Genomic DNA, 13,824 nt, shown 5'->3' with positions numbered 1-13,824 from the left:
TTGTGCGATGTACGCCACCTGATGGCAGCATGGGGTCTGTGAGTGTCGCCCCCATCGAGATCGAGCAGACGGAGACCGGCGGAGCGCCCTCGGAGGTGCCCGAGCCCGATGTCCCCTGGGTGACGATCGTGCACAACGACCCGGTCAACCTCATGAGCTACGTGACCTACGTCTTCCAGGCGTACTTCGGCTACTCGAAGGACAAGGCGAGCAAACTGATGCTCGATGTACACCACAAGGGCCGCGCCATCGTCTCCAGCGGCAGCCGCGAGGAGATGGAACGCGACGTCCAGGCCATGCACGGCTACGGCCTGTGGGCCACCCTGAGCCAGGACCGCTGATGCCGGGCACCTTCGAAGCCGTACCGGGCGGCGGGGCCGCCGTCGCGCTGGACCCGGTCGAGATCTCCATCCTGCGCAGCCTCGCCGTGCAGCTGCTGGAGCTCGTCGGCCCGGGCGACGAGCCCGCCGACGGGGCCGACCCGCTGGACGCCCTCTTCGCCGACGGCCCCAGCGACCCCCCGTCCGACCCGGCCCTGGCCCGGCTCTTCCCCGACGCCTACGGGGACCCGGGGCGCGAGCCCGGCGGCGACGGCGAGGAGAAGATCCGCGAATACGCCGCCGAGTTCCGCCGCTACACCGAGAACGACCTGCGCGCCCGCAAGCGCCGGGACGCCCTCGGCGTCGTCCACGCCCTCGACCGGCTGCACGCCCCCGAGGACGGCGAGGCCCTCCTCGAACTCGCCCCGGAGGAATCCCGGCAGTGGCTCGCCACCCTCAACGACCTGCGGCTGGCCATCGGGGCCCGGCTGGAGGTCACCGAGGACGACCAGGAGCTCTACCGGCTGCCCGACAGCGACCCGCGCAAGCCGATGGTGATGGCCTACCTCTGGCTCGGCGGACTCCAGGAATCCCTCATCGGGACACTGACGGCCTGAACCGGGCCGCGCCCGGCCGGCACCGTGAGCGGGATCTCACCCCACCGGAACGGCGCGCCCCGTCCTGCGGCTTCGCCGCTTCCGTCCCGGTCCCTCCCGGCCCCCGTCCCACTCCGTGGGCCGCTGCCGTCTCACCAGGAGGACACCTCCCTCCGGCGCCACCGGGTGCCGCCATACCCTAGGAGGCATGCTGACCATCACCCAGGATCTCCACGACTGGATCGTGGCCCACGCACGCGCCGACCACCCCGACGAAGCGTGCGGAGTGATCGCCGGCCCGGTCGGCTCCGGCCGCCCCGAGCGCTTCATCCCGATGCTGAACGCGGCCCGCTCGCCCACGTTCTACGAGTTCGACTCCACCGACCTGCTCAAGCTCTACCGGGAGATGGACGACCGCGACGAGGAGCCGGTGGTCATCTACCACTCCCACACGGCGACCGAGGCGTACCCCTCCCGCACGGACGTGACCTACGCCAACGAGCCCGGTGCGCACTACGTCCTGGTCTCCACCGCCGAGTGCGGCAACGGCGAAGGCCCCGCGGAATTCCGGTCGTTCCGCATCGCCGAGGGCGAGATCACCGAAGAGGACGTGAAGATCGTCCCGTCGTACTGACCGACACCGGCGGCTCCGGTGTCCAGCGCACCGTCCACGCTGCGAGACGCGTATCCGGCACTCGGACGGGGAATCGATACGATGCCCTCATGGTTGTCCACGGCGTGAGCGACAAGACCCCGGGCCCGCTGCTCGTGGCGCGGCTGCACGTCGATCTGTGCCGCCTCGCCAGCGCGATCTGTCCCCGCTGAGCCTCCGGGGCCCCACGAACACGCCCCGGCACGGTCCCCGTCCGCGAACCGGCCCGGGGACCCGCCCCGCCCTTGTCCCGCCCCGCGCGCATCCCGACCCCTCCCCGACAGGAGCACCCTGCCCATGTCCATCCAGGTCCGCATCCCGACCATCCTCCGCACCTACACCGACGGCCAGAAGTCGGTCGAGGGCAATGGCGCCACCATCGAGGAGCTCTTCACCGACCTCGAAGCACGGCACACCGGCATCCGTGAGCGCCTGGTCGACGACGGCAACCTGCGCCGGTTCGTCAATGTGTACCTGAACGACGAGGACGTCCGCTTCCTCGACGGCATCAACACCAAGCTCAGCGACGGCGACAGCGTCACCATCCTCCCCGCCGTCGCGGGCGGCTCGGCGCACGCCGGGCAGCACCGGACCGGCGGCCGGACGCACCGCATGAAGCGGACCCGCTGATGCGCTATGACAGCCCGCTCGCCGCGGTAGGCCACACCCCCCTGGTGCGCCTGCCGCGGCTCTCGCCGTCCGACGACGTCCGCATCTGGGCCAAGCTGGAGGACCGCAACCCCACCGGCTCCATCAAGGACCGCCCCGCGCTGCACATGATCGAGCAGGCCGAGAAGGAGGGCCTGCTCACGCCCGGCTGCACCATCCTGGAGCCGACCTCCGGCAACACCGGCATCTCGCTCGCCATGGCCGCCCGGCTCAAGGGCTACCGCATCGTCTGCGTCATGCCCGAGAACACCTCCGAGGAACGGCGCCAGCTGCTCGCCATGTGGGGCGCGGAGATCATCTCCTCCCCGGCCGCGGGCGGCTCCAACACCGCGGTCCGCGTGGCCAAGGAGATCGCGGAGAAGAACCCGGACTGGGTGATGCTCTACCAGTACGGCAACCCCTCCAACACCGGTGCCCACTACGCCGGCACCGGCCCGGAGATCTTCGAGGACCTGCCCTCCATCACCCACTTCGTCGCGGGCCTCGGCACCACCGGCACCCTCATGGGCGCCGGCCGCTACCTCCGCGAGCGGAAGCCCGACGTGAAGATCGTCGCCGCCGAACCGCGCTACGACGACCTGGTCTACGGGCTGCGCAACCTCGACGAGGGCTTCGTCCCCGAGCTCTACGACGAGTCGGTGCTCACCACCCGCTACTCGGTCGGCTCCGAGGACGCGGTCATCCGCACCCGCCAACTCCTGCGCGAAGAGGGCATCTTCGCGGGCATCTCCACCGGCGCCGCCCTGCACGCGGCGATCGGCGTCGGCCGCAGGGCGGTCCGGGACGGCGAGTCCGCCGACATCGTCTTCATCGTCGCCGACGGCGGCTGGAAGTACCTCTCGACCGGCATCTACACCGCCGAGACCACGGAAGAAGCGGTCGAGGCCCTGCAGGGCCAGCTCTGGGCCTGAACCACCGGCCCCCGGGCCCGGCCCGTGGCGCCGCCCGCCACGGACCGGCCCGGCCGGTCCGATGGCGCACGGCCGGTCCGATGGCGCACGGCCGGTCCGATGGCGCCCGGCCGGTCCGATGGCGCACGGCCGGTCCCCCGCCACCCGCGCGGGAGACCGGCCGCGCGTCAGCGAGCCAGGTGCCGGACCCGACTCCACACCGAGCGGTCCACCTCGCCGACCCGGCGCCGGAACTCCGCCAGCGGCACGTCCCGCAGCTCGTCCGTCGTCAGATAGCTCGTCCTGCCCGCCCGGTCACCCACCGAGCCCGGCGGCAACTCCACGACCCCCGGCCGCGCACCCTGGTCCCGGCTGGTGATCTTGACGACCCGGGCCGAGCCCCCGCGCACCGACAGCACCAAACAGGGCCGGTCCTTCGACCCCGGCCCGTCCTCGAACGGGACGTCCGCCCACCAGATCTCCCGCGCCCGCGGCGCCGGCACCGCCCCGGCGGGCCGCCCGGCCGGCCGCTTCCCCGGGCGCACGGCGGGACGCGGCCGCGTACGGCCCCGGGGCCCCGGACGCGGCCGCTCCCCGGCACGCCCCGGCGGCCGGAGCCGCCCCCCGGGCCGCCGGCGGGCCCGGTCCGGCGGCGCACCCCGCCCCCAGCCGTCCACGACCGACGCCACCAGCGCCAGCACCACCACCACGGCCAGCGCCGCCCACATCCATGTGTCCATGACCACACCTTTCCCGAACCGGCCGCCCTCAGGCCGCACACACCGACCGCGCCGGGCCCTCGAACAGGGCGCCGGCCCGCCACCGGGGAACCGAACCCCCCGCCGGTGCCACCCCCGTACCGGTGAAGCGGCGGGTGAGTTCCCCCACAACAGCCCTCCACGGAGGGGCGACCAGCCCTTTCGCGCCTTACGCTCGACAAACCGTACGGCCCCCGGATCCTCCCCCGCGCCCAAGACCAGCCGGGGGACTGAAGCACTCGGAGGTTCCCGCTTCATGAAGCTCACCGTCGTCGGCTGCTCCGGGTCGTTTCCGTCCGCGGACTCGGCCTGTTCGAGCTACCTCGTCGAAGCCGACGGCTTCCGGCTGCTCCTCGACATGGGCAACGGCGCCCTGGGCGAGCTGCAGCGCCACTGCGGTCTCTACGACCTCGACGCCGTGATACTGAGCCACCTCCACGCCGACCACTGCATCGACATGTGCGGCTACTTCGTGGCCCGCTACTACCGGTACGAGGGCGGCCGGCCCGCCTCGATCCCGGTCTACGGGCCCGAGGGCACGGAGCAGCGGCTCGCCGCCGCCTATGACGACGTGCCGTCCGAAAAGTCCATGAGCGAGGTCTTCGACTTCCGCACGCTGAAGCCAGGCACCTTCGAGATCGGCCCCTTCACCGTCCACACGGACGAGGTGAGCCACCCCGTGGAGGCCTACGGCTTCCGCATCGAGCACGGCGGCCGGGTGCTGACGTACAGCGGCGACACCGGCCCCTGCGGGGCGCTGGAGGGCCTCGCCGAGGGCGCGGACCTCTTCCTGTGCGAGGCGTCCTTCACGCACGGCAAGGAGGACCTGCCGGAGCTGCACCTCAACGGCCGGGAGGCGGGGGAGCAGGCGCAGCGCGCCCGGGTGGGGCGGCTGGTGCTCACCCACATCCCGCCGTGGACGGACGCCTCCGTGAATCTCCGGGACGCGCGCGAGGTCTTCGACGGCCCTGTCGAACTCGCCCGCCCGGGCGCCGTCTACGAGCTGTAGCCGCGGCGGTAACGCCTGAACGTTCGGCGGGAGCGGTAACGGGATCCGGGTTCCATGGTCCCACCCGGATCCCGTTTCCCCTCCCGCCGAACCGTTCCGCCGGCACTGCGGCGCCGCGGGCGGCGCGGGCGGCGCGGGCAGCGCGGAAACGGCGGAGGCCGTGCCGGGGGGTTTCCGGCACGGCCTCCGCCGTCGCTCCCGTCCGTCCGTCTCTCCGGCCGGTCACGCCTTGGTGAGGTCCTCGACCTCCTCCTCCGGTTCCCGGCCCGGAGTGGGCAGGTTGAACTTGGTGATGGCGAAGCGGAAGACCACGTAGTAGACCGCCGCGAACACCAGGCCGACCGGGATGATCAGCCAGGGTTTCGTCGCCAGGTGCCAGTTCAGCGTGTAGTCGATGAAGCCGGCGGAGAACGTGAACCCGTGGTGCGCGCCCAGGGCCCAGGTGACCGCCATGGATATCGCCGTCAGCACCGCGTGCAGCGCGTACAGCAGCGGCGCGATGAACATGAAGGAGAACTCGATCGGCTCGGTGATGCCGGTCACGAACGAGGTCAGGCCGACCGAGAGCATCATGCCGAGCACGGCCTTGCGGCGCTCCGGGCGGGCGCAGTGCGCGATGGCCAGCGCGGCGGCCGGCAGGCCGAACATCATGATCGGGAAGAAGCCGGTCATGAAGAGTCCGGCGCTCGGGTCCTCGGCGAAGAACCGGTTCAGGTCACCGGTGACGGTCTCGGCCCCGTCCTTGTACGAACCGATCTCGAACCAGGCCACCGTGTTCACGAACTGGTGCATGCCGACCGGGATCAGGGCCCGGTTGACCAGACCGAAGAGCCCGGCGCCCAGCGCGCCCAGCCCGGTCAGCCACTCGCCGACCGCGTGGATACCGTCCCCGATCGGGCCCCACACCAGCCCGAACACCACACCCACCAGCGTGCCGACGAAGGCCATGATGATCGGCACCAGCCGGCGGCCGTTGAAGAAGCCGAGCCAGTCGACCAGCCTGGTGCGGTGGTAGCGCTGCCAGAACACCGCGGCCAGCAGACCCATCACGATGCCGCCCAGCACCCCCGGGTTGTGGTATTGCGCCGCGACATCCGCACCCTCCTTCACCTGCGCCTCAGCGACGGGGAACGCGGTCAGCACGTTCTTGTAGACGAGGAAGCCGACGAGGGCCGCGAGCGCGGTGGAGCCGTCCGCCTTCTTGGCGAAGCCGATGGCCACACCGATGCAGAACAGCAGCGGCAGATTGTCGAAGATCGCGCCGCCGGCGGTGGCGAACACGGCCGCGACCTTGCCCCACTTCAGGCCGTCGTCACCGAAGACGTCGGGCTGGCCGAGACGGAGCAGGATGCCGGCGGCGGGCAGAACGGCGATGGGCAGCTGGAGGCTGCGCCCGACCTTCTGCAGACCCTGCCACAAACCGGAGCCCCGCCTTTTCGCGGGAGCCGCGTTGTCAGTCGTCGTACTCATCGGGTTCCTTCCGGAGCGGATGCGGACCCGGGACCCCGGCCCGTCGGGACACCACGCCGCGCGGTCTACACCAAGTGGTTTAGACCTCTTGTACCACGCTCCGGAACACTGAGGAAGCCTCCGGCCAAAGCTTCGCCATCACAACTGTGCATACCCACGGAAGCCCCGGTTCCAGCGGCGGAACCGGGGCTCGGGGCGTTCGGTGGGGCAACGGGACGCTGTCGGAAAGGAGTTGGTGAAGGAGGTCGCTGAGAGGTCGCGGAGAGGGCTGAGAGGGCGGCGTGCGGCCGGGGCCGGGCCGGCGGTTCAGGGGGCCGTGGCCCCCTTCTCCGTCTCCTGCTCCACGTCCTCCGGCTCCCGGCCCGGAGTGGCCAGGTCGAACTTCGTGATGGCGAACCGGAAGACCACGTAGTAGACCACCGCGAAACACAGCCCGATCGGAATGATCAGCCAGGGTTTGGTCGCCAGATGCCAGTTGACGATGTAGTCGATCAGCCCCGCCGAGAAGCTGAAGCCGGCGTGCACCCCCAGCGCCCAGGTGACCGCCATCGAGATCCCCGTCAGCAGCGCGTGGATGCCGTACAGCACCGGCGCGACGAACAGGAAGGAGAACTCGATCGGTTCGGTCACCCCCGTGACGAACGAGGTCAGGCCGACCGAGAGCATCATGCCCGTGACCGCCTTGCGGTGCTCCGGACGGGCACAGTGCGCGATGGCCAGCGCGGCGGCCGGCAGACCGAACATCATGATCGGGAAGAAGCCGGACATGAACTGCCCGGCGTCCGGGTCCCCGGCGAAGTAGCGGGTCAGATCGCCCTGCACCGTCTCCCCCTCCGCGCCCTCGAACTCCCCGGCCTGGAACCAGAAGAAGGTGTTCAGGAACTGATGCATACCGATCGGGATCAGCAGCCGGTTGGCGACCCCGAAGATCCCGGCGCCCCACTCGCCCATGTCGATCAACTGCTTGGCGACCCACGTCAGCCCGTCGCCCACCGGCTCCCACAGCAGCCCGAACCCCACGCCCAGCACCGTGCAGAGGAACGCCATGATGATGGGCACCAGCCGGCGGCCGTTGAAGAAGCCGAGCCAGTCGACCAGCTTGGTGCGGTGGTAACGCTGCCACATCACGGCGGTGAGCAGGCCGATGAGGATGCCGCCGAGCACCCCCGGGTTCTGCGGCTCCCCGTCCGGCAGCGCCTCGGTGACCGACCCCTCGACGGGGAAGGCCGTCAGGACGTTGTGGTAGACGAGGAAGCCGACGACGGCGGCCAGCGCGGTGGAGCCGTCGGCCTTCCGCGCGAAGCCGATCGCCACCCCGATGCAGAACAGCAGCGGCAGCCCGAACCCCCCGTCCAGGATGGCCGTGCCGCCCGTCAGCAGCACCTTGGCGGTCTTCGCCCAGAAGTCGCCCTCGCCGTAGGCCTCGATCAGATTGCCCAGGCTGACCAGCAGACCGGCCGCGGGCAGGACGGCGATGGGCAGCTGGAGACTCCGCCCGATCTTCTGCAGTCCCTGGAAGAGCACGGACGTCCAGGACTTGTGCGGCCGCCTGCCGGCGGTGGTGGCCTCCGAACTCATCCGGTTCTCCGATCCGCTCACTTCGCGCCGCCCGCTTCCCGCGCCCGGTTCGTACCGCCCGCTTCCCGGGGGTTGGCAGGCGCGGCATACTGGTGTAGACCAGTCGCCGGGTGCGTCCGACTCCGCCGCACCGCCGGGTGCGGCACCGGTGAGCGCCATCCTTCGCCAGATGGCGGACACATGCCCGCGAAGGTGGGCCAAACGTGGGTTAGCGTGAGGAAGCGGTCGGCAGGTCGCCGCAGTGCCGGACGAGCGTGCTGAGACAAGCGTGCCGAGAACACCAGGAGTGGACATGGCCAGCAAGGCTGAGAAGATCGTCGCCGGGCTCGGCGGGCTCGACAACATCGAGGAGGTCGAGGGCTGCATCACCCGCCTCCGCACCGAGGTGGCCGACCCCTCCCTCGTCGACGAGGCCGCGCTCAAGGCCGCCGGCGCCCACGGCGTCGTCAAGATGGGCAGCGCCGTCCAGGTCGTCATCGGCACCGACGCCGACCCGATCGCCGCCGAGATCGAGGACATGATGTAACGGCCACCGGACGGGCCGCGGCCCGTCCCCAGCACTCCCGAGGGTTCCGCTGTCCGCCGCCTCCCCGCGCCGGCCGGAGCCCTCGGTGGTTTTCGCGGACCGTCGGCTCCGTTCGCGGCCCGCCCCGGTCCCCGGCCCCGGCCCGTGCCCCGAGTCCGCCCGTCCCCCGGACCCGCACCCGCCCCGCCCCGCATGCCGCCGAACCGGAACGGCGCCTCCCGGACAGCCGATAGGGTCGGGGCATGCTTCTCAACGATGGAGTCCGCATCGACGGCCGCGCACCCGGCCAACTCCGCCCCGTCACGATCGAACGCGGCTGGAGCAAGCACGCCGAGGGCTCCGTCCTCATCTCCTTCGGCGACACCAAGGTGTTCTGCACCGCCAGCTTCACCGAGGGCGTACCGCGCTGGCGCAAGGGCAGCGGCGAGGGCTGGGTCACCGCCGAGTACTCCATGCTGCCCCGCTCCACCAACACCCGCGGCGACCGCGAGGCCGTCCGCGGCAGGATCGGCGGCCGCACCCACGAGATCTCCCGCCTCATCGGCCGCTCGCTCCGCGCCGTCATCGACTACAAGGCCCTCGGCGAGAACACCGTCGTCCTCGACTGCGACGTCCTCCAGGCCGACGGCGGCACCCGCACCGCCGCCATCACCGGCGCCTACGTCGCCCTCGCCGACGCCATCGGCTGGGCCCGGGGCAAGAAGCTCGTCAAGCCGGGCCGCGAGCCCCTCACCGGCACCGTCTCGGCCGTCAGCGTCGGCATCGTCGGCGGCGTGCCGCTCCTCGACCTCTGCTACGAGGAGGACGTCACCGCCGAGACCGACATGAACGTCGTCTGCACCGGCGACGGCCGCTTCGTCGAGGTCCAGGGCACCGCCGAGGGGGAGCCCTTCGCCCGCGAGGAGCTCAACGGCCTCCTCGACCTCGCCGTCACCGGCTGCACCGAACTGGCCACCGCCCAGCGCGAAGCGCTCGACGCGACGGCCTGACAGGGTCTCAGTGGTCCGACCGGGCCGGGGCGCGGAGGGCGCGCGGCGCCCGCCGGGCCCGGCCCGAACGGGCCGGCCGCCCCCGCCCGCGCGTGGTCCCGGCCCCGAAGGGTGAGGGCCCTGCCCCGGTCCCGCACCGAGGGGAGCCGGAGCCGAGCAGCGCGCCCGGCGCCGGACCGCGTCCGTCCGAACCCTGCCCGGCCGGCGCGGAGTCGGACGACCCGGGCCGCCGGGGCGCGAACCGGCCACCGCCCCGGCCGCCCCTTGGCCGGATCCGGTCCGATGACGGCAGCGGGGGCAACTCCGGCGCCCCGGCGTGCGTTAATACGGGTACGTACGGGCGTACGGGCCACCCGTCCGCCCACCCGCACCAGGGGAGGACCGCCGTCCATGGCACCGCGCCGCCGCACCACCACCGCCGTCACCGCTCTCGCCGCCGCGGCGCTCGCCGTGCCGCTCCTCACGGGATGCGGTGCCGTCGAGAAAGCCTTCGACTGCGCCCGGACCGCCGCCACGATCACCGAGGCCGTCTCCGACCTGCAGCGAGCCGCCACCGACGCCGCCGAGAACCCGGCCGAGTCCATCGACGCCCTCGACCGCATCGAACGGAACCTCGACACCCTCGGCAAGGAGACCGGCGACGCCGACCTGGGCAAGGCCGTCGACAAGCTCGACACGGCGGTCAAGGAAGCCCGCGACGCGGTCAACGACAACCGCACACCGGACCTCACCCCCATCACGGACGCCGCCGGCGAGATCACCGAGGTCTGCTCCCCGGGCTGACCGGACCCACCCCGCCCGCACCGGCCGAACCACCCGCCGGTGCGGCCGGGGCCACCCGCCGCACGGGCCCCGGCCACCGCCGGTGCGGCCGGGGCCACCGGCGAAGCGACCCACCCGGCGCGCCACGGCGACCGATACCGCGCCCGCCCGGACCGGCGGGGGCGCGGGGCGGAATAATCGCCGTCCATGAAGCGCCTGATCCTCGCCACCCGCAACACCCATAAAGTGACCGAACTGCGCGCCATCCTGGCCGACGCGGGCCTCGGCCCCGAAGCCATCGAACTCGTCGGCGCCGACGCCTACCCGGAGATCCCGGACGTCAAGGAGACCGGCGTCACCTTCGCCGAGAACGCCCTCCTCAAGGCCCACACCCTCGCCCGCGCCACCGGACACCCCGCGGTCGCCGACGACTCCGGCCTCTGCGTCGACGTCCTCGGCGGCGCCCCGGGCATCTTCTCCGCCCGCTGGGCCGGCCGGCACGGCGACGACAAGGCCAACCTCGACCTCCTGCTGGCCCAACTCGCCGACATCGCCGACGAACACCGCGGCGCCCACTTCGCCTGCGCGGCGGCCCTGGCCCTGCCCGACGGCACCGAACGCGTCGTCGAGGGCCGCCTCACCGGAACCCTCCGCCACACCCCCGTCGGCACCGGCGGCTTCGGCTACGACCCCGTCCTCCAGCCGGACGGGGAGACCCGCACCTGCGCCGAACTCACCCCGGAGCAGAAGAACGCCATCAGCCACCGCGGCAAGGCCTTCCGCGCCCTGGCCCCCCTGGTACGCGAACTGCTGGGCTGAGCCTGCTCGGACAGTGATGCCGGGTACGGCCACCTGACGACCCAAGGTGACGTACCCGGCATCTCCGGTGCGGCCGGTGGGACTCGAACCCACATGGGATTTCTCCCACAGCGACCTAAACGCTGCGCTTCTAACCAATTTAGCCACGGCCGCCGACCATGACCATCGTAGCGGTTCACGGCCTGCCCGGTCATGGTGGCAAGACCGTCACAACCCTGCGGTGTCGGCTCGGGCTCGGGATCCACGGCACCATGTGCTCGTCACCGCATGGCAGTTGGGGCAGAGCAGCCGCAGATTGCCCGGACGGTCATCGGTCCGGTCGCCGTTGATGTGGTCGATCTCCAGCGTCATCGGCTTCCCCTGCCACCGGGCTTCGGTTCCGCACTCCGCGCATTGCTCGGCCACGCCAATGGCCAGCAGGGCCCGCCTCAGCAGAGCCGTCTTGGTCCGGTGCCCTCCACTGCGCTTGACCAAGATCTCTTCCGGCTTCCTCTTCGGCACGGGACCGGGTCGGCCGCGCTGATGGGCCTGTCCAAGGAAGTGCGATGTGCTGATCCCGGCTTCCGCCGCCCACCGGCGAAGACGTCGGCGCGTCCGCTCGTGATCCGGGATGCTCAGCAACCGCAGCGCACCAGCGATGGAGACGGAATTCTGAATGGCCTGCCGCAGAATGTCCTTGCCCGGTGCCTGCTCGGCCGGGCCGGGACGGCGGCGCATATGGGATACATCGATCCCGAAGTGGGCGAAGCGGCGGAACAGGTGCCGTTCGAGGCCGTCGTATGGCTTTGCGCCGACGAAAACAATCACTTCGCCGATGTCCGAGCAGGATTCCGCCGCAACCGTCAGAAGGTCCTTCGTGTAGCGCCGGGAACCACTCACGACGCCGTCCCCGAGAGACGGTGCCGGTCGCGCGTGCCCCGGGGCCCTTTGTTGCGGCCCCGGTAGGTATCCGTTGTCGCATGGCAGTTGGGGCAGAGCAGCCGGAGATTCCCCAGCCGGTTGTTCCACCACCTGCCGTCGATGTGGTCCACTTCGAGCGGCAGACGCCGTCCGCGCCACATCGGCGCCATTCCGCAGAGGGCACAGAGGTGGGCAACACCGGCGTCGAGCATGCACTGTCTGAGCCGGTCACCGTGTACGCGCCGGGCACTTTCGGGATTCTGCTCGACCAGAATGTCCTCGGGCGTACGACGGCGGCGTCCGGCCCGGTTGCCGGAGGCGCGTGCCGTGAAGTGGGACGTGTCGATGCCCAGTGCCCGGACCCGGTTGCTGATGTGGGTGTGGTGCCCGCCGACGATGCCCAGGCCGAGACGGCGCAGGACTTCGTTCATGTTCGCAGAGGCTGCCACCGCCGGTTCGAGGATCTCCCTGGTCCAGCGTGCGCCCTCGCGCTCGAAGTGAGAGGTGTCGATTCCCAGGGTTCTCATCCGGGCGCTGAGGTACCGCCGACTGCCGCTTTTCGGGTCCACACCGAGCTTCACAAGAGCCTGGCTGAGGGTGCGGGAGGACCTCGCGGCTTCATTCAGTCGGTCGCGTGTGTAGGGACTCGACGGCATGGCAAACCCCCCGTTGAGAATCGAGTGCTCACTGCGGTCTCGAACTCATCAACGAGAGGGGCGTGACAGGGTTACGCCGTCCGGGGCCGTCGATCGTGTTCCGAGGACCCCGGACGTTCCCGAGACTGGTGTCGCCTACAGGGCCGGACGGTCAGGCGTTCGGCTGGACGGAGAGGTCCTTGAGGAGCTTGGCGACGTGGCCCGTGGCCTTGACGTTGTAGAGGGCGCGCTCGACCTTGCCGTGCTCGTCCACCACGACCGTGGAGCGGATGACGCCGGTCACCGTCTTGCCGTAGAGCTTCTTCTCGCCGAAGGCGCCGTATGCCTCCAGCACCGACTTCTCCGGGTCCCCGACGAGGGTGACCCGGAGGTTCTCCTTCTCGCGGAACTTGGCGAGCTTCTCCGGCTTGTCCGGGGAGACGCCGATGACGTCGTAGCCGGCACCGGCCAGCAGCTCCAGGTTGTCGGTGAAGTCGCAGGCCTGCTTGGTGCAGCCGGGGGTGAGGGCCGCCGGGTAGAAGTAGACGATGACCTTGCGGCCCGCGTGGTCGGCGAGGGACACCGGCTTGCCGTCCGCGTCGGGCAGGGTGAAGGCGGGGGCGGTGTCGCCGGGCTGCAGTCGCTCGCTCATGGTTCTCCTCGGTGGTGACGGACGGACGGCTCTCCCCGAGATTAACCGGGCGGTGCGAAGGATCCGCGGGGGTGCCGGGGGGCAACGCCGGGCAGGAGCTGACAGACTGTCCATCGCGGACGACCAGCACGGACGGAAACACCGATCAACTCAGGACGACGGAGGCAGCGCGGTGTCGGAAGCCAGGACCCCGGCGCAGATCGAGGCGGATATCGCCCGCAGGCGCCAGGAGCTCGCCGTGACGCTCGACGAGATCGCGGTGCGGGTGCACCCGAAGACGATCGTCGGGGACGCGAAGGCGAAGGCCGTGTCGGCCGTGGACCGTACGGCGGGGCGGGCCTATGTGGCGGTGAACCGCGCGCTGAACGACGTACGGGGCGCCTTCGTGTCGGAGAAGGGTGAGCCGCGGCTGGAGCGGATCGTTCCGGCGGCGGTGGCCGTGGTGGCGGTGGTGGGCCTGCTGGTGACGGTGTCCTCCCGGCGCGGTGGCGCCGGAGGGCGCACCGGGGGCCGGGGGCGCCGGCGCTGAGCCGGCCGCCCGGCGGGCCGCGTCGGCGCCGGTGATACAGGGCCCGTGGCATTCCGGCGCCGCTCGGCAG

The 13,824-nt window shown here is 71.3% G+C and carries 18 protein-coding genes and 1 tRNA gene; 12 read left to right on the top strand and 7 right to left on the bottom strand.

What is annotated here, in order from left to right; translation table 11 throughout:
• Positions 1-29 precede the first annotated feature (29 nt).
• The 6 genes from clpS (at position 30) to IF83_RS0123065 (ending at position 3,148) form a co-directional block, all read left to right on the top strand.
• Entirely contained in the window at positions 30-341 is a 312-nt protein-coding gene (clpS, locus tag IF83_RS0123090) for an ATP-dependent Clp protease adapter ClpS (protein ID WP_030547167.1), read from the top strand.
• Positions 341-937: a DUF2017 domain-containing protein gene (locus IF83_RS0123085; RefSeq protein ID WP_030547165.1), complete on the top strand. Its 597-nt coding sequence runs from the start codon at positions 341-343 to the stop codon at positions 935-937. Before clpS ends, IF83_RS0123085 begins: the two co-directional genes overlap by 1 nt.
• A gap of 187 nt (positions 938-1,124) precedes the next feature.
• Positions 1,125-1,550: a M67 family metallopeptidase gene (locus tag IF83_RS0123080; protein WP_030547163.1), complete on the top strand. Its 426-nt coding sequence runs from the start codon at positions 1,125-1,127 to the stop codon at positions 1,548-1,550.
• A gap of 89 nt (positions 1,551-1,639) precedes the next feature.
• A complete protein-coding gene (locus IF83_RS35495) occupies positions 1,640-1,741 on the top strand; it encodes a putative leader peptide (protein ID WP_019711586.1) in 102 nt (33 codons plus the stop codon).
• A 124-nt stretch (positions 1,742-1,865) separates the two neighbouring features.
• Positions 1,866-2,198: a MoaD/ThiS family protein gene (locus tag IF83_RS0123070; protein ID WP_051723208.1), complete on the top strand. Its 333-nt coding sequence runs from the start codon at positions 1,866-1,868 to the stop codon at positions 2,196-2,198.
• Positions 2,198-3,148 carry a PLP-dependent cysteine synthase family protein gene (locus IF83_RS0123065; protein ID WP_030547159.1) on the top strand — a complete coding sequence of 317 codons (951 nt, stop codon included), beginning with the start codon at positions 2,198-2,200 and terminating at the stop codon, positions 3,146-3,148. The genes IF83_RS0123070 and IF83_RS0123065 overlap by 1 nt, the downstream gene beginning before the upstream one ends.
• 167 nt (positions 3,149-3,315) lie before the next feature.
• Here the strand turns inward: IF83_RS0123065 and IF83_RS0123060 are convergent, their stop codons facing one another.
• Positions 3,316-3,867: a type II toxin-antitoxin system PemK/MazF family toxin gene (locus IF83_RS0123060; protein ID WP_030547158.1), complete on the bottom strand. Its 552-nt coding sequence runs from the start codon at positions 3,865-3,867 to the stop codon at positions 3,316-3,318.
• Positions 3,868-4,141: 274 nt separating this feature from the next.
• On the opposite strand from IF83_RS0123060, the gene IF83_RS0123055 reads away from it, so the two are divergent.
• On the top strand, positions 4,142-4,894 hold the full coding sequence (locus tag IF83_RS0123055) for an MBL fold metallo-hydrolase (protein ID WP_030547156.1): 753 nt from the start codon (positions 4,142-4,144) through the stop codon (positions 4,892-4,894).
• Between the two features lie 222 nt (positions 4,895-5,116).
• On the opposite strand, the gene IF83_RS0123050 is transcribed toward IF83_RS0123055, so the two are convergent.
• A complete protein-coding gene (locus tag IF83_RS0123050; RefSeq protein WP_030547154.1) occupies positions 5,117-6,364 on the bottom strand; it encodes a PTS transporter subunit EIIC in 1,248 nt (415 codons plus the stop codon).
• Between the two features lie 306 nt (positions 6,365-6,670).
• The gene (locus IF83_RS0123045; protein ID WP_030547152.1) at positions 6,671-7,942 is read right to left on the bottom strand and encodes a PTS transporter subunit EIIC; all 1,272 of its coding nucleotides are present in this window, start codon (positions 7,940-7,942) and stop codon (positions 6,671-6,673) included.
• Between the two features lie 268 nt (positions 7,943-8,210).
• On the opposite strand from IF83_RS0123045, the gene IF83_RS0123040 reads away from it, so the two are divergent.
• The 4 genes from IF83_RS0123040 (at position 8,211) to rdgB (ending at position 11,038) form a co-directional block, all read left to right on the top strand.
• On the top strand, positions 8,211-8,468 hold the full coding sequence (locus tag IF83_RS0123040; RefSeq protein ID WP_078650138.1) for a glucose PTS transporter subunit EIIB: 258 nt from the start codon (positions 8,211-8,213) through the stop codon (positions 8,466-8,468).
• Positions 8,469-8,710: 242 nt separating this feature from the next.
• A complete protein-coding gene (gene rph / locus IF83_RS0123035) occupies positions 8,711-9,457 on the top strand; it encodes a ribonuclease PH (RefSeq protein ID WP_030547150.1) in 747 nt (248 codons plus the stop codon).
• Between the two features lie 390 nt (positions 9,458-9,847).
• Positions 9,848-10,240, top strand: coding sequence for a hypothetical protein (locus tag IF83_RS0123030; protein ID WP_030547149.1), 393 nt, complete (start codon positions 9,848-9,850; stop codon positions 10,238-10,240).
• Between the two features lie 186 nt (positions 10,241-10,426).
• Complete coding sequence (gene rdgB, locus IF83_RS0123025; RefSeq protein WP_030547147.1) at positions 10,427-11,038, top strand: RdgB/HAM1 family non-canonical purine NTP pyrophosphatase; 612 nt, start codon at positions 10,427-10,429, stop codon at positions 11,036-11,038.
• Between the two features lie 68 nt (positions 11,039-11,106).
• Here the strand turns inward: rdgB and IF83_RS0123020 are convergent.
• From IF83_RS0123020 to bcp, 4 genes are all read right to left on the bottom strand, one after another.
• Positions 11,107-11,191: transfer RNA gene (locus IF83_RS0123020), tRNA-Leu, on the bottom strand.
• A 54-nt stretch (positions 11,192-11,245) separates the two neighbouring features.
• Positions 11,246-11,917, bottom strand: a complete 672-nt coding sequence (locus IF83_RS0123015; protein WP_030547146.1) for an HNH endonuclease signature motif containing protein — start codon at positions 11,915-11,917, stop codon at positions 11,246-11,248.
• On the bottom strand, positions 11,914-12,594 hold the full coding sequence (locus tag IF83_RS0123010; protein WP_051723207.1) for an HNH endonuclease signature motif containing protein: 681 nt from the start codon (positions 12,592-12,594) through the stop codon (positions 11,914-11,916). The genes IF83_RS0123015 and IF83_RS0123010 overlap by 4 nt, the downstream gene beginning before the upstream one ends.
• Positions 12,595-12,745: 151 nt before the next feature.
• On the bottom strand, positions 12,746-13,225 hold the full coding sequence (gene bcp / locus IF83_RS0123005) for a thioredoxin-dependent thiol peroxidase (protein WP_030547142.1): 480 nt from the start codon (positions 13,223-13,225) through the stop codon (positions 12,746-12,748).
• 172 nt (positions 13,226-13,397) lie between these two features.
• On the opposite strand from bcp, the gene IF83_RS0123000 reads away from it, so the two are divergent.
• Positions 13,398-13,754 (top strand): DUF3618 domain-containing protein, encoded by a 357-nt coding sequence (locus IF83_RS0123000; protein ID WP_030547140.1) that lies wholly within the window; start codon positions 13,398-13,400, stop codon positions 13,752-13,754.
• Positions 13,755-13,824: the final 70 nt, after the last annotated feature.

The organism is Streptomyces albus subsp. albus, assembly GCF_000719865.1.
Classification (GTDB): domain Bacteria; phylum Actinomycetota; class Actinomycetes; order Streptomycetales; family Streptomycetaceae; genus Streptomyces; species Streptomyces albus_E.
Note: the sequence above shows the minus strand (reverse complement) of the source record. Positions and strands in the feature narration are given on the sequence as shown.

Bases quoted from the DNA above. Each gene is read 5' to 3' on its own strand.
- clpS (WP_030547167.1), top strand. From the start codon at position 30: ATGGGGTCTGTGAGTGTCGCCCCCATCGAGATCGAGCAGACGGAGACC.
- rdgB (WP_030547147.1), top strand. From the start codon at position 10,427: ATGAAGCGCCTGATCCTCGCCACCCGCAACACCCATAAAGTGACCGAA.
- IF83_RS0123080 (WP_030547163.1), top strand. From the start codon at position 1,125: ATGCTGACCATCACCCAGGATCTCCACGACTGGATCGTGGCCCACGCA.
- bcp (WP_030547142.1), bottom strand. From the start codon at position 13,225: ATGAGCGAGCGACTGCAGCCCGGCGACACCGCCCCCGCCTTCACCCTG.
- IF83_RS0123050 (WP_030547154.1), bottom strand. From the start codon at position 6,364: ATGAGTACGACGACTGACAACGCGGCTCCCGCGAAAAGGCGGGGCTCC.
- IF83_RS0123055 (WP_030547156.1), top strand. From the start codon at position 4,142: ATGAAGCTCACCGTCGTCGGCTGCTCCGGGTCGTTTCCGTCCGCGGAC.
- IF83_RS35495 (WP_019711586.1), top strand. From the start codon at position 1,640: ATGGTTGTCCACGGCGTGAGCGACAAGACCCCGGGCCCGCTGCTCGTG.
- IF83_RS0123060 (WP_030547158.1), bottom strand. From the start codon at position 3,867: ATGGACACATGGATGTGGGCGGCGCTGGCCGTGGTGGTGGTGCTGGCG.
- IF83_RS0123010 (WP_051723207.1), bottom strand. From the start codon at position 12,594: ATGCCGTCGAGTCCCTACACACGCGACCGACTGAATGAAGCCGCGAGG.
- IF83_RS0123065 (WP_030547159.1), top strand. From the start codon at position 2,198: ATGCGCTATGACAGCCCGCTCGCCGCGGTAGGCCACACCCCCCTGGTG.
- IF83_RS0123045 (WP_030547152.1), bottom strand. From the start codon at position 7,942: ATGAGTTCGGAGGCCACCACCGCCGGCAGGCGGCCGCACAAGTCCTGG.
- IF83_RS0123030 (WP_030547149.1), top strand. From the start codon at position 9,848: ATGGCACCGCGCCGCCGCACCACCACCGCCGTCACCGCTCTCGCCGCC.
- IF83_RS0123070 (WP_051723208.1), top strand. From the start codon at position 1,866: ATGTCCATCCAGGTCCGCATCCCGACCATCCTCCGCACCTACACCGAC.
- rph (WP_030547150.1), top strand. From the start codon at position 8,711: ATGCTTCTCAACGATGGAGTCCGCATCGACGGCCGCGCACCCGGCCAA.
- IF83_RS0123085 (WP_030547165.1), top strand. From the start codon at position 341: ATGCCGGGCACCTTCGAAGCCGTACCGGGCGGCGGGGCCGCCGTCGCG.